The 12,935-nt window shown below is 57.4% G+C and carries 17 protein-coding genes; 11 read left to right on the top strand and 6 right to left on the bottom strand.

Annotated features, from left to right (window positions below; genetic code table 11):
- Positions 1–148 precede the first annotated feature (148 nt).
- Positions 149–337 carry a hypothetical protein gene (locus tag ACE04I_RS17630; RefSeq protein ID WP_046796851.1) on the bottom strand — a complete coding sequence of 63 codons (189 nt, stop codon included), beginning with the start codon at positions 335–337 and terminating at the stop codon, positions 149–151.
- Here ACE04I_RS17630 and ACE04I_RS17625 point away from each other — a divergent pair.
- Complete coding sequence (locus ACE04I_RS17625; RefSeq protein ID WP_487207393.1) at positions 336–656, top strand: DUF982 domain-containing protein; 321 nt, start codon at positions 336–338, stop codon at positions 654–656. The genes ACE04I_RS17630 and ACE04I_RS17625 overlap by 2 nt on opposite strands.
- Before the next feature lie 261 nt (positions 657–917).
- Positions 918–1,142, top strand: a complete 225-nt coding sequence (locus tag ACE04I_RS17620; protein WP_487207412.1) for a DUF982 domain-containing protein — start codon at positions 918–920, stop codon at positions 1,140–1,142.
- A gap of 496 nt (positions 1,143–1,638) precedes the next feature.
- Here ACE04I_RS17620 and ACE04I_RS17615 read toward each other — a convergent pair whose 3' ends face one another.
- The 4 genes from ACE04I_RS17615 to ACE04I_RS17600 all read right to left on the bottom strand — a co-directional run bounded on the left by ACE04I_RS17615 (position 1,639) and on the right by ACE04I_RS17600 (position 3,192).
- Positions 1,639–1,875, bottom strand: a complete 237-nt coding sequence (locus ACE04I_RS17615) for a hypothetical protein (RefSeq protein ID WP_046796852.1) — start codon at positions 1,873–1,875, stop codon at positions 1,639–1,641.
- A gap of 393 nt (positions 1,876–2,268) precedes the next feature.
- Positions 2,269–2,562: a hypothetical protein gene (locus tag ACE04I_RS17610; RefSeq protein WP_046796854.1), complete on the bottom strand. Its 294-nt coding sequence runs from the start codon at positions 2,560–2,562 to the stop codon at positions 2,269–2,271.
- 130 nt (positions 2,563–2,692) lie between these two features.
- Positions 2,693–2,935, bottom strand: coding sequence for a hypothetical protein (locus ACE04I_RS17605; RefSeq protein WP_046796855.1), 243 nt, complete (start codon positions 2,933–2,935; stop codon positions 2,693–2,695).
- Positions 2,936–2,997: 62 nt separating this feature from the next.
- Complete coding sequence (locus tag ACE04I_RS17600) at positions 2,998–3,192, bottom strand: hypothetical protein (RefSeq protein ID WP_046796970.1); 195 nt, start codon at positions 3,190–3,192, stop codon at positions 2,998–3,000.
- Between the two features lie 743 nt (positions 3,193–3,935).
- Here ACE04I_RS17600 and ACE04I_RS17595 point away from each other — a divergent pair.
- From ACE04I_RS17595 to ACE04I_RS17560, 8 genes are all read left to right on the top strand, one after another.
- Positions 3,936–4,607, top strand: coding sequence for a hypothetical protein (locus ACE04I_RS17595; protein ID WP_137326548.1), 672 nt, complete (start codon positions 3,936–3,938; stop codon positions 4,605–4,607).
- 921 nt (positions 4,608–5,528) lie between these two features.
- On the top strand, positions 5,529–5,738 hold the full coding sequence (locus ACE04I_RS17590) for a cold-shock protein (protein WP_046796857.1): 210 nt from the start codon (positions 5,529–5,531) through the stop codon (positions 5,736–5,738).
- Between the two features lie 626 nt (positions 5,739–6,364).
- The gene (locus ACE04I_RS17585) at positions 6,365–6,667 is read left to right on the top strand and encodes a hypothetical protein (protein ID WP_052760496.1); all 303 of its coding nucleotides are present in this window, start codon (positions 6,365–6,367) and stop codon (positions 6,665–6,667) included.
- A gap of 467 nt (positions 6,668–7,134) precedes the next feature.
- A complete protein-coding gene (locus tag ACE04I_RS17580; RefSeq protein WP_046796858.1) occupies positions 7,135–7,344 on the top strand; it encodes a cold-shock protein in 210 nt (69 codons plus the stop codon).
- A 180-nt stretch (positions 7,345–7,524) separates the two neighbouring features.
- The gene (locus ACE04I_RS17575) at positions 7,525–7,905 is read left to right on the top strand and encodes a DUF6481 family protein (RefSeq protein ID WP_046796859.1); all 381 of its coding nucleotides are present in this window, start codon (positions 7,525–7,527) and stop codon (positions 7,903–7,905) included.
- A gap of 95 nt (positions 7,906–8,000) precedes the next feature.
- Positions 8,001–9,038, top strand: coding sequence for a fatty acid desaturase (locus ACE04I_RS17570; protein ID WP_046796860.1), 1,038 nt, complete (start codon positions 8,001–8,003; stop codon positions 9,036–9,038).
- 177 nt (positions 9,039–9,215) lie between these two features.
- Positions 9,216–9,674, top strand: coding sequence for a type II 3-dehydroquinate dehydratase (locus ACE04I_RS17565; protein ID WP_046796861.1), 459 nt, complete (start codon positions 9,216–9,218; stop codon positions 9,672–9,674).
- Entirely contained in the window at positions 9,671–10,600 is a 930-nt protein-coding gene (locus ACE04I_RS17560) for a 2-hydroxyacid dehydrogenase (RefSeq protein WP_046796862.1), read from the top strand. Before ACE04I_RS17565 ends, ACE04I_RS17560 begins: the two co-directional genes overlap by 4 nt.
- Positions 10,601–10,604: 4 nt before the next feature.
- On the opposite strand, the gene ACE04I_RS17555 is transcribed toward ACE04I_RS17560, so the two are convergent.
- Positions 10,605–11,522 carry a LysR family transcriptional regulator gene (locus tag ACE04I_RS17555; protein WP_046796863.1) on the bottom strand — a complete coding sequence of 306 codons (918 nt, stop codon included), beginning with the start codon at positions 11,520–11,522 and terminating at the stop codon, positions 10,605–10,607.
- 342 nt (positions 11,523–11,864) lie between these two features.
- Between ACE04I_RS17555 and ACE04I_RS17550 the strand changes: the two genes are divergently transcribed.
- On the top strand, positions 11,865–12,908 hold the full coding sequence (locus ACE04I_RS17550) for an ABC transporter substrate-binding protein (RefSeq protein WP_046796864.1): 1,044 nt from the start codon (positions 11,865–11,867) through the stop codon (positions 12,906–12,908).
- Positions 12,909–12,935: the final 27 nt, after the last annotated feature.

Below are 12,935 nucleotides of genomic sequence, written 5' to 3'. Positions count from 1 at the left end.
GGATCCGTTCCTGCCCCCCCCCCGACGACGACAGCCATTTTTCCGCTCGAGCGACGCCTTGAGCGCTTCGCTGTAAATCAACTCTCTGGAACCTTCGATTAGCGCTAGCTGGTGAATACTCATGCTTCCGCCCTCACCCGCTCGACCTCTACGGCCTCGCTTTGCGCAATAGCTTCTTGGCAGTCGCGCGCCGTGTTCTCTTCAGCGTCAGCGCATCAACGCCATGCCACGAGGAGGAAATCGTGCCGGATGACGTTCTTCCCCAATAGTGGACCATCCGGTAGAAGCTGAGGAAACCACCGCGCAGGGGGATTGCGGCGAAGTTGAGCTTGTTCATGACTTCACTCCTCATTTGTGATTGTCGACGGAACTATGACAGCCTGCCCGGAATTGGTTTGTATAGACAATGCGCCACTAGGGACTGGATTATGCTCGTCACACGTTGGGATAAGCCCATAGTCTTTGAAGATGATGGCCTTCGGATAAGCGTCGGATCGCCCGAGGAGGCGTTGACTTGGCTTTCTCACACTCCGAACCAGACCAGTAGGAGTTGGCGTCACGCATGGAAAACCTGCGTAGCCGTTCAGGAAGGCAGACGGTCGCCTGATGATGCGAAGGTTGCCGTCGAGCAGGCAGTTAGCAGCACACGGCACTAGGTTTCGGGTGGAACTACCAGACCCGCGTATCGGATGGGCATGACCGGCGTAGTGGTTCAAAGCTCTGTCTCCTTTTCGGCGACCAGCTTGGATAGAAGCGCAAGCACCCGTTACGGTCTCGTACTTAGGAATAAATCGGACTCCGACCTCGTGCGCGTGGTAATGAAGACAGTCGGGGAGATTTCTCCTCGGCCATCTGAGAGGTGAGCGTCCTTGAGTACCGTAATCAGGATCGCATTTGCCGCCCGCTGGCGACGCCCAGTGCACGTGGAGGGAGCCGATTTGCTCGGCAGGGCCATCAAAGGTCCCGGCGATGCTCTTCGGCACATGCAAGAGCATTTCCGCCACAAATCCGGGCCGCTCTACTGGAGCGCCTTCAATTTATGTCACAGCGCAATCCGCGGCGAAGTTCGCACCGAACAAGCCCGTCCTCATTTCGTTGCGGCCTGCGCTGAGGACGATGCTCGTGATCACCTTCACCATTAGCACGTCTCCTCTTGCGCTCTTCTGGGCTTAATCGATCCGTAGCGGGTGAACTGGGGTTCAAATTGAAGCGCTTCACGGATGGTGGGATCGCCAAAGCGGACCTTGGCAGAGTTGATGGCGGCGGTGGCCACGTACTGGACGCCGATAGGGGCCAGCGCCTTGAGAAGGTCACCTCACCGGGAATACGGTCTGCCGAAAGCTTCGGATCGCGCGGTTTACCCCGATGTGGTGGATGACGATGAACAGTGTTTGCCATTGGGGAGATTCTTGATGAACCGGCGGCATCCGCGGCATCGAATACTGGACGGCATCCAAAGGAAGTCGGCTATCGAATGGCGGTGAAATCCAAGATAGCCAGGATGAGAAAAGCGCCTGCTGAGAAAGCAAACGTCTTCCCTATCTTACCTACCTTAAGCGCCTGATAGACGGCACGGTCATTGACCGCCGCACGGGCGAAGCCGTCGGAGCCGCACAACTCCGCAGCGGCTTCCGCCCATCATTGGTTGTCGTCTTGAGTGTCTTTCCGGCTTTCCATGGCAAGACTGTGAAGCCCATGCACCGTGTCCGGATACTTCTCCGCAGCCATGATGACTGCGTAAAAGGCGCCGCGGGTGATCTCTCCCTTCGTTGCTTTTGGATGCACTTTCCTCACCGCCTCGAACAGGTTCTTCGGCTGCATTTTCGGCTTCGCCAGTTTAACAACCGTGTTCGCAATTTTCTCGATCTCGGACATTGCAGCTTCTCTGTTGGTAAGGAATCTTGAACGGCATGACGCTGTCACAATCAAGCATGTCGGAGTGGAGGAAAGCGCCGAAATCCGCTCCGCCCCTCATTGCAGGGAGCCGAGCGGCGGCGTATCGACATCACTTGCGTGGCACGGAAGCGTGGCTTCTCAAGCCATGCCGACATGGAGGCTGGGCGAGAGTACCCGCGGCAGGCGCCTTGGGGCTACATCATCCGGTCCGACAACGGGAACAGCCTAGGGCTGAGTGATATTGACGGTTATCATGCCACATTTGAGGCGTCGCAAGCGGCAGCATGGACCGTCCGCCCCAATTTCAGAGGGCTGTTCCTTCGCTCGGATGCTAGAATTCGCTATTTGCTTTGAATAGCGAAGACCGGCGTGTCACTTGTCTTTCAGAAGCCACATCTTGCCAGCCATCGTAATCCCATGGGCGGCTTCCTCTGTTTTCACATCCGGATTGAGACTTCGCAGAAGCCCCAATTCCCTCAATGCATCCAATGTCTCTGTCGTCAGGAACTTGATTTTTTGTGGCCGCTCCTTGAACCGATCGCTTTTGGCGTAGGTGACGACGGCATTGAGATGCGTCCATTTCTTCGCCTCTTGGGGAAAGAGGTCTCCTTCCTTGGCGAGTTTCAGGCCCCTGATTTGGACGGGCGTAAGGGTAATTTTATTCAACGTTCAATCCTTGCTGGGTGGAGTAATCTATTGGGAAATTTGCTATTGGGGGCCGGTTGTTAGGCTCCAAGGCCTATGTCGGCATGGCACGGCGAGGCGATCGAAATGCGGGGTTACGGGAGCTGCGGCATCACAACTTTCTGGTGAGCGGGTACCCAGCAGCGTCGTAGAGCTTGCGCATCTGCATACCATCGAAACGAGCCTCCTCGACCTCGAGAACGGAGCCTCGAAGCAGAGAGGCCGGCATGTCCTCAATTGCAAAGCGAAGCGCCTCTGCGGCAGAGTCGAACCTCTTATAGCGGAGATGACTCCTCCTCTTGAGGGTTTTGCATGGGTAAAGCCCCGCGCCGGCGCTATAGTCGAAAATTGCCATGTTTTATTCCTTACGATCAGAGACGTTGCGGACGAGCCCGCTGGACTTTGCAACTCACGGCGTCAACGGAAGAACAAGGTCATGGCAGGATCCGCAGCACGCTTTTCAAGACGCTGCTGCAGCTCGGCAAGCTTTATCTCGCGTTTGCGGAGGATTTGCCTGCTGCGGAAGTCTCGCAGCTTCGCGGCGTTAGACCCTTCCCCGGCGTCCGGACGTTTGAACAGGCCTTCGGCGGCATGGCGAGCGGTATCAATCAAGGTAGTATCCTCGTTCTGGCTTGCGGACGACAAACGTCCGACGCAAACATCTCCAGCCGGTGGGGCGGAGTTCAAAACGTTCGCAAAATCAGGGTTAGCCAAGCAACCGGCTGAGCCGGGAGGATCAGGTAGCCGAAAAGGCTGAAAACGTAAGACCCAATATAGCGATGCATTGTGCCTCTTTCAAGACGAAGGCCGATGACCAAAGCACCGCTTGCCAGAAGCGGGAATGAAGTCCAAGGTGACACGTCGGCCGCTATTTGTAAGGGCGCTGCCGCCTGAGGGACAGTAGGTGAGCCCTAGCCCCCGACAAGAGGAGGACGCGATGCCGTCCTACTCCTCACATCTGAACTTTCTGCTTTATTTCCAGAAAATGCTCGTGAATGTCCGCGGCATGAATGAGCGGGATCTACGAGATCATCGAGTTGGAATGGCGGCAATTCTTAAGGGACGACCTCTTCAAGGTCCACCGCTTGCAAGTCCGGCAATCTCTCCGGTCCGCATCGACCTGTGGATGCACCGAAAAAATTGAAGCCCCGTAGGCTGGGCCGCAACCACCTTCGTTCTTCCCTGCCTTCGACCTGCTTTCCACGAACCTTCGGACCTGGAGGCGCCGGTGCAGGCTTATTGGAGATAAATTTATGTACCGACAATTTCGCAGGGCAAAGGTCCTGACAATAGCCGTACTCTTGCTCTTTGCGCCGATGCTCAGCTCCACTACATTCGGCCAGACTGGGAAACCGATGCCTGAAAATGCCCAAGCAAGCCGCTACGGCTCCGGCTGGGAGTGCAGCCATGGCTTCCGGAGGCAGGATGACACCTGTTTTGAAGTAAAACTCCCAGATAATGCGTTCCTGACGAACAGTTCCTACGGCAAGGGCTGGGACTGCCACTATGGATTCGTCGAGACGGGCGATCAATGTCTCGCCGTCCCGGTTCCAGACAATGCCTATATCGACCCGTATTCCGGCGATCGCTGGAAATGCCTGCGTGGATACCACCAGAGCGATGCGGGCTGTGACCTGATCAAAGTTCCGGAGAACGCCTTTTTGTCGGAAACCACTCAAGGGTCGGGTTGGGAATGTGAAAGGGGATATCGCACCACCGATCAGGCATGCGTCCAACTCGAAGTTCCGGCCCATGCATATCTGACAACCAGCGGAAATGAATGGAGGTGCGATCGGGGCTTCGAACAGAAGGATCAGGCTTGCATCGCCGTTCAGGTTCCGAAGAACGCTATTTTCGTTGACGCGCCATATGGCCAGAAATGGAAATGCGACAGGGGCTTCGAAATGAAGTCAGATAAATGTTTGCAGATCATGGTTCCGGAAAACGCGCATCTGAACTCGACCGGCAGCGCATGGGATTGTAACCATCCTTATCGACTCCGCAGCGGCGTCTGCGTCATGGAGTGAGTGGCGGGGCAGAGGCGCCAAGCCGGCGCCTCCCTAAACCCTGCGCCTACGTCGAATTCATGTATGTTTCTTCCCGAGACCAAGGCCACTGCCGGCAAGCTTGACCTGCGCCCCCTGAACTGCCGCCACCGGAGCTGCGCTCTTATCCTTTTTCGGCTTTCTAGCTTCCCGATTGCTGCGCATTTGTCCTTTAGCCATTTCTGTATCCTCTGTATTGTTTGGGTATGAGATTGCTTCCGTTCAAGCCGATACATCTGCTGTTGCGCTGACGATCGCAATTACGGTCTATTTTACAGCAGAGGCAGTGCCGTACCCCCACGCGTCTCGGACAAGTTGATGCCTAACTTGAGGAGACCAAATGATGAAAATGATTGATGGCCGGCACTGCATGTCGAGCGCGCTCTCCGGCTTCCCTGAGTCCGATATTCTGTCGGCATCTCGGGCAATCTTGAGGTGAAGGATGGAAGACACGGTGTCCTCCTTTTCATTGGGCCAGGGTAAGGACACCCTGAAACAGCAGCGCCCTTTAACGGCTGCTGATGCGCAGCATGCGCTCTAGGCGTGGCGAAAGCAATGGGTGAACGGATGTCAATACGAGCAACTGCAAGCCCTAGGCCACTGCCATTGCTAAAGAGGCTCCCGTCGGCACTCGATTCTCGATCTGAGGCCAGGTGTTCTGACGATAAGGGCGGCGAGGCCCAGGACAGTTGCACGTCATCCTCACGTTAACAGCCCGCGCCCCATTCAGCTTACCGCCTTTCTAGGAACACAGTTGTAGCCCACCTACTAAATATCGAGATTGCTTGTCGAGCTTCGTTTTTGCGCATTTGCGCACGAGCTGATCTTTCCTTTCAAAATCGATCTTTTGCCGCAAGCGTATTGCTGCGCGGCTGGCGCATAACGATTGAAAGGATAGTCTTCATGAACAATGGTATCGTAAAATTCTTCAACACTGCCAAAGGCTTCGGATTCATCCAACCCTCTGATGGCTCGAAGGACGTGTTCGTTCACATCTCTGCGGTCGAACGCTCGGGCATGACCTATCTTAGCGAAGGCCAGAAGATCAGCTATGATCTTGTCGAAGACAAGCGCTCGGGCAAGAGTGCCGCGGAAAACCTGCAGTCCATATAAAGCCAATATCGCTTCCGTCTTTGACCCGGATGCACTGGATTTGAATATTGAAGTGCGAAGGTCGGGTTTCCTACCCGGCCTTTATTTTTCTCACACGAAAGAGTTTTCATGAAAAAGCATAACGCAGAGCAGCAACTGAGAAAGGCCCAGCGCCAAGTTGCCAATACCAGCGGCGGCGGCCATCTCGGTGGCACGAACCACGGTCAAGGTTACGATGCAAAGACGTCGTCAGCTTCCAGGAGCAAGACGGACAAGGGACGTCGAAAATAACGGCGCGTTGGATGTTAACGTGAGGCACGACCAATGGCGACATATCTAGTTCAAACATTTCTCGATGATGCAGACCGCCCTGGCATCCATGCCGGAGCCGCCCTTGAAATAGAAGCAGATGACCCGTTTCATGCGGTGTCCAAGCTTCTTGGGCATTCTGTGGAACCCAGTTCGCCGGGTGGCAGGTTGGCTGCTGTGGTACGAAAACCGAAACTCGCTGGTCCGGAACCACAATCATTCGATTTCATTGACTGATTGGCACCTCATGAGCTGACTGAGAGCTTTAGGCTCTGGGACAGCCTTTGAGCGAAAGCACTCTCTTGCATTCCATCTTCCCTATGCAAAAGGATAAAAGAATGACCAATCGAATGGTAGCTCCGATATCAGGGGAGTTCACGGTCCTGAACTTGAGCGCCGCGATAACCATGCTTGGACCGGCACTACAGACGGTAATCGAAAAACTTGCGACCATGCGGACAGAAGGTGACTTGGCCTGGTTCGATGAACTTGAAAAAGAGCTCCTCCTCGAAGCCAAAAACACCATTTCTGAGGGTGTTTCAATTGAGGCGGAGGTTGAAGGTCTCAAGTTCGGAGTGGACTTGCTCCAGGCTACCCTCGATTGTTGTCGCGACAACCTAAGACTTAACTACCGCGAATAACCGATCCGCAGCGCTCGAATGGCTTTTCCCACAGCGTTCTTCTCTCCGCTGCGGCAATGGAGACTGGTCTTTCCTGCGAAGCAGCCATTTAGCATGGCTGCGGGATCTGGCCACGTCCCCATTCCTGCGATTGGTCGAGCGTAAAACACCGAAGCCGCGGATCGTAAGGAAACATTAACTGATGCGGCCCCGTAGCGCGCGATACGCCGGACGCTAAATCACCAAGGGAATTGCGGATGGAGATATTTTCCAGACATGTACTTATGGTAGTAAATTGTTTTTTCATAAAACAAAAAGTTGACATCCGTATAAGGATGGTATATCGGAAGATCCATCGATACTTTGTTTGCCGATATTTGTTTTGTGCTGCACTTCGCACCTCTTGACGAACTTCCCCTCTCAAAAGTCGAAAACAACCGCCGTGCGTCGCCCGGTGGTAGATCAATGTTGCTATGAAAGGGTTCGTTATGACCACAGGCACAGTTAAATGGTTCAACGCCACCAAGGGCTTCGGCTTTATTCAGCCTGACGACGGCAGCGCCGATGTCTTCGTTCACATCTCTGCTGTCGAGCGTGCCGGCATGCGCTCGATCGTCGAAGGCCAGAAGCTTGGCTTCGAGCTGGAGCGCGATCCCAAGTCGGGCAAGATGTCCGCGGGCCAGCTCCAGGCCGCTTAAGCTTTAGCGTCCCATGACCACGGATGTACTGGCATGGTAGCAAAAGTGTTCAAAGGCCAGGCGGATGTCTGGCCTTTTTCCGTTACGGCCATAGGCTGACGCGAATATCCGCACGACCTCCCGTTAAGCGCGATATGCATCCTCAGCCCGGCCCGCCCGAAACCCGATAAGGAAGACACGTTGAGACACCCGAACGACAATAGCTTTGCCGAGCGCCGCAAGACCGCAGAGGCTGCCAAGCAGCAGCTTTTGGCAAAATTTGCGTCCGCTCCGAAATCGACCGACCCCGCCATACAGGAGCGGCGTGCCGCTCGCGAGGCCGTTGCCGCCGCAAGGAACGAACGCCGCGCCGCGCGCGAAGCCTTAAAGGCGGCGGAGGCCGAGCGCATTTTGACGGAAGCGGCAGCTCTGACGGCAGCTGCGGAGGCCCATGAGAAGGCCGAGGCGGAAGCCAGGCAGGCGGAAATCAATGATCGCGTTGCTCGCGTCGTGGCCGATGAAGCCGCCCGCAAAGCGGAACGCGATCGCCGATATGCGGCGCGCAAGGCCCGTCAAGGCTGACGTTTGAAGAGCGTGCCCGGACCCGGAAAAGCGGACAGGTGAACCCCGCTTCGGTGACGCCCACACCGAGGCCGAGAAAAAGCGGAGCGAACTCCATGAATGCCCATGTAATTGAGACAGCTCCGAAGGACGCAGCCGGCGCTTGGCTGAAGACCCTTTCGAAATACCGGCAGCCGCGTTTCGGACGCAGCATATTCGAGCTTTTCGTGACGGTTCTCCCTTTCGTCGCATTCTGGGCCGGCGCCTATATCTCCGTCTTTCAGGGTTTTTGGCCCGGGCTGATCCTGGTGCTCCCGGCAGCCGCCTTCCTGCTGCGGCTTTTCATGATCCAGCATGATTGCGGGCATGGCTCGTTTTTCGCCCGCCGGCGTCTCGATAACTGGACGGGACGTATCCTCGGCGTGCTGACCTTGACGCCGTACGATTACTGGCGGCGGGCACACGCGGCCCATCACGCGACGGCCGGCAATCTCGATGAGCGCGGCGTCGGCGACATCACCACTTTGACCGTTGCGGAATATCATGCGCTTCCTCTGTTGAGGCGGCTTGCCTACCGACTTTACCGGCACCCGCTGGTGATGTTCGGTATCGGGCCTGCCTGGCTTTTTCTCTTCAAGCAGCGCCTGCCTTTCGGGATGATGAAATCCGGGGCCCTGCCCTGGGTTTCCACCATGGCCACAAATCTGGCGCTCGCAGTTCTGACCGCAGTGATGATTTGGGCCGTCGGGCTTGTTCCCTTTCTGCTGATCCACCTGCCGGTCGTGCTGCTCGCAGGAGCGGCGGGCGTGTGGCTCTTCTACGTTCAGCACCAGTTCGAGGAAACGCATTGGTCGAAGACCGAGGATTGGCACTTTCCTGAGGCCGCACTTCACGGTGCCTCCCATTACGATCTGCCATTGGTGCTCCGATGGATCACCGGCAATATCGGCGTGCATCATGTTCATCACCTATCGAGCCGAATTCCCTATTACCGGCTGCCGGAGGTGTTGCGCGATCATCCCGAACTCGTGGGTATCGGCCGCATAACTTTATGGCAGAGCCTTCTGTGCGTCAGGCTCGTGCTCTGGGACGAGAGGAGCGGCAAGCTCGTTTCTTTCCGGGAGGCGGCCAAGGCTGCTACGGCGGCTGCATAACCTGCCCCCAACGCCTGCATGGCTGCGGCTCTTTGCAGGTGCCTAACGATACGGCGAATGGAACAGCGTCTTCCGGCTCGTGACCGTTCATACGCTATTCCGCTCCAATGAATAGATTTATAATATTAGATCGCTCCGCTGGTTTGGCTATGTTTGCTCCACATCAAGGAGCAGTCTATGATCCCCCTCCCCACGGTTTTTTTCCTGAACGGCCCGAATGCCAACCTTTATGGTCTCGATAAATCGGGAACCTACGGGAACGAGAGCTTCCAGTCGATCGGCGAACGGTGCCATGCTCATGCGGCCGCGATCGGTCTGCAGCTCGAATTTCGCCAGTCCAACTATGAGGGGCAGATCGTCGACTGGATTCAGGAGGCGAGGCAGGCAGCTCACGGCGTGGTCATCAACGCGGCCGGCCTGACCTACTCTTCCATCCCGATCCTTGATGCCCTGCTCGCCTATGACGGCCCGATCATCGAAGTGCATATGAGCAATATCTGGAAACGGGAACCGTTCCGGCATCATTCCTACGTGTCCAAGGCCGCCACTGGCGTCATCGCCGGCCTAGGGCCGCTTGGCTACGAACTTGCGCTTTCGGCGGTCGCGACGCTGATCCGTGAAGGCGGCTCGAAATGACGCGGTCGTGCATGGTGTTCTACAGCGCCTTCGACGACTTCAACGCCTGGAGGAAAGCGCTCGAACCGGAAGGGATCGAGCTATGCCGCAGCGAGGATATCGCTGACGTGGACTGCGTGCGCTCGGCGCTCGTCTGGAAGCCGCCGCAAGGTTTTTTCCAGAACTTTCCCAAGCTCGAACTCGTCGTCAATCTGGGCGCAGGCGTGGATGCCCTTGTCGGCCGCAGCGATCTTCCGGACGTTCCCATCACCCGTCTTTCCGATCCGCGCATGGCACGGATGATGGCGGGTTTCGTGTTGTTCGCCGTTACCCGCTACGCCCGTGACATTCCGCAATTCGAGAAGGCGCAGCGCGACCGGCACTGGCATTACATTCATCCGAAAGATCCAGCTAGCATCACCGTCGGCGTGCTGGGGCTCGGAGAACTCGGGCTTGAGGCCGCCCGGGAATGCGGCCGGCACGGTTATCGCGTGCTCGGCTGGTCACGAACCCAGAAGGATGTCGAAGGCATCTCCTGCTCCAGCGGTGCCGATGCTCTTGTCTCCGTTTTGTCCCGATCCGACATCGTTGTCTGCATGCTGCCGAAGACCCCGGAGACGGACGATCTCCTCGACGCAGCCATGTTCCGTTCGATGAAGAAAGGAGCATTCTTCATCAACGTATCACGCGGCAGCGTCGTGGACGAACCAGCGCTGATCGAGGCGTTGGCATCCGGCTGGCTCGGCGGTGCCACGCTCGATGTCTTCGCCAAGGAGCCGCTCGCGGAGGATAGTCCGCTCTGGGAGATGGAGAACGTCCTCATCACGCCGCATCTGGCATCGATCGCCCTACCTTCCTCCGCCGCCAGGCAGATCGGCGAAAACGTCAGAAGGGTCGCACGCCAAGAGGCCGTGCTGAGCAGGATCGATCCGCAGCGCGGCTACTAACCCCTTATACGAGGCCGAACATGCCGCTCTTAGAAAAGGCCTCGCGCAGATAATCCGCGAAGGCCTGAACCGCCGGCCGTGGTCCATGGCGCGTCAGACGTAGAAAGGTGACGGTGGCAGGCGGAAGCGGTTCGGAGATCGGCAGGAGAGCGATCCTGCTCCCGTCATAGCCGATCGTCGTGCGGGGCAGAACGTTATGCAGCGAATAGCCCTGCCCATGGCCGACAAGACCGCGGATAAGCTCGGAAGAGCGCGTCCTGAACGCAACCTGTGGCTCCAGCCCGCAAGCGGCGAACAGGGAGAAGAAATAATCGCGCGAATGCGGCAGGTCGAGCAGGATGAACGGCTCGCTCGCCAGCTCCGCAAGACTGACTTCGTCGCGGCCGGCAAGCGGATGGCTGGCGGAGACCAGGGCATAGGGCGGCAGGTCGGCCAGTTTTTCGCCGGTGATCTCGTCGGGCACGGCAAAATGATAGGACAGCGCCAGTTCCGTACGGCCCGAGATAAGGTGGCCGATCATCTCCTGCTGGTCGCCTTCCTCGAGCTTCACCGAAATGCCGGGATAGCGCTGCGCAAAGCCGGACAGGAGCGCCGGCATGAACCGGATGGCCAGGGTCGGGAAACTGCCGACGACGATTTCGCCCCGCAATGCATCGCCGAGCGCTTGTGCGCTGTTGGCGAAGTCGCGTGCATGGTTGAGCAGCAGCCGTGCGTCGTTGACGTATCGTTGCCCGGCCGCCGACAGGGTGACCCCGCGGGCGTGATGGCGGACGAATATCTGGATGCCGAGCTGCGCTTCCACCTGCGCAAGCGCCGTGGATATGGACGGCTGCGACACGTTCAGTCTTCGGGCCGCTTCGGTGACGCTGCCGCAGTCGGCGGTTTCCACCACGTAACGCAGGACACGAAGGGACAAGTTCATAGGTGTAGCCTATTCAACCCAGAAGATAATAATATTTTCCGGATGCTAAGAGGTGCACCATCATCCGTCCAGCTTATTTTTAAAGCAAAATGTTAGACGCACTTGGAAATGGTTACAAAATGGGCGTTTGTGACGACTTAGAGGATAGGCACCGCAGCAGACCCGCCAACGCAGGGATGGCCTGCCCGCATCACAGCTATCTACGCCGTCAGCTTGATTGCGGAAGTTTCAGCCGCGTGAGGCGGAAAGAGGAGGAATTGCGCATCGCCGACGGGAGGAGCGGCGAAGCGCGAAGGATATGCACGGAAACTCGACCTTCATCAAAGAAAACAAGGGAACAGCATGTATCGCACATCCGTATTGATGGCCGGAGTGATTTCGGTCCTGACACTTCTTTCTCAGACCGGCGCCGCCCATGCCCGGGAAAAACTGGTCGTCAGCACCTGGGGCGGCAGCTTCCGTGACCTGATCGACCAGGCGATCGGCCAGAAGTTCACCGAGGAAACCGGCGTCGCGGTCGAATATGTCACCGGCGGCACGATGGACCGTCTCAATCAGGCCAAGCTCGCCGGCGGCACGCCGGAAAGCGACATCACCTTCACCACCGCGCATGTCGGCTGGCTCTATGCCAATGACGGTCTGTTCGAGACGCTCGATCTCTCCAAGGTGCCGAATGCGTCGCATCTGGTGGAGCAGGCGAAGATCAGCCCCTACCATATCGGTGCCTGGGCCTATGTCTACACGATCGGCTACCTGCCGGATCAATTGCCCGAGGGCGTAAAGTTCGACAGCTGGGAGGGTCTGTGGGACCCTGCCCTCAAGGGCATGGTTGCCTCGCCTGATTTCGATCCGAGCCACGTGATCGCGGTTTCCGCGAAACTGGAAGGCAGCGATGCGGCCGGATGGGAGAAAGGCCAGGAAAAACTCAAGGCGCTGAAGCCGAACTACAAGGCCTTCTACACCAACGACGCCAACAGCCAGCAGCTTTTCGCGACCGGCGAAACGCCGGTGCAGGTGATCCTGTCGATGAACGCCTATTACATGCGCGACCAGGGCGTGCCGGTAGAGATCGTCATTCCCAAGGAAGGCGGCGTGCTCGGTGTGGATACTATGGGCATCATGAAGGGGACCGCCAAAAGCGAGCTGGCCTACAAATTCATGAACATCGCGCTCGATCCGGCGGTGCAGGCCAAGATCGCCGAGCTCAAGAAGGGCAGCCCGGTCATCGATAATGCCTCCTTGAGCGCCGAGACCGCCGCCCTTCCCGGCATCTTCACCACCGCCGACCAGTGGGCAAGCCAGACACTGATCATCGACCATAAGCTGCGCGCGGAAAAGACCGCCGAATGGCGCAAGTGGTTCGCGGAAAACATGATCGGCCAGTAACGCACGCATGAGGCGCCCGGGATCGCC

The sequence above is a fragment of the Rhizobium moroccans genome (assembly GCF_057559155.1).
The sequence above is the reverse complement of the archived record's forward strand: the minus strand, read 5'-3'. Positions and strand labels throughout refer to the sequence as shown.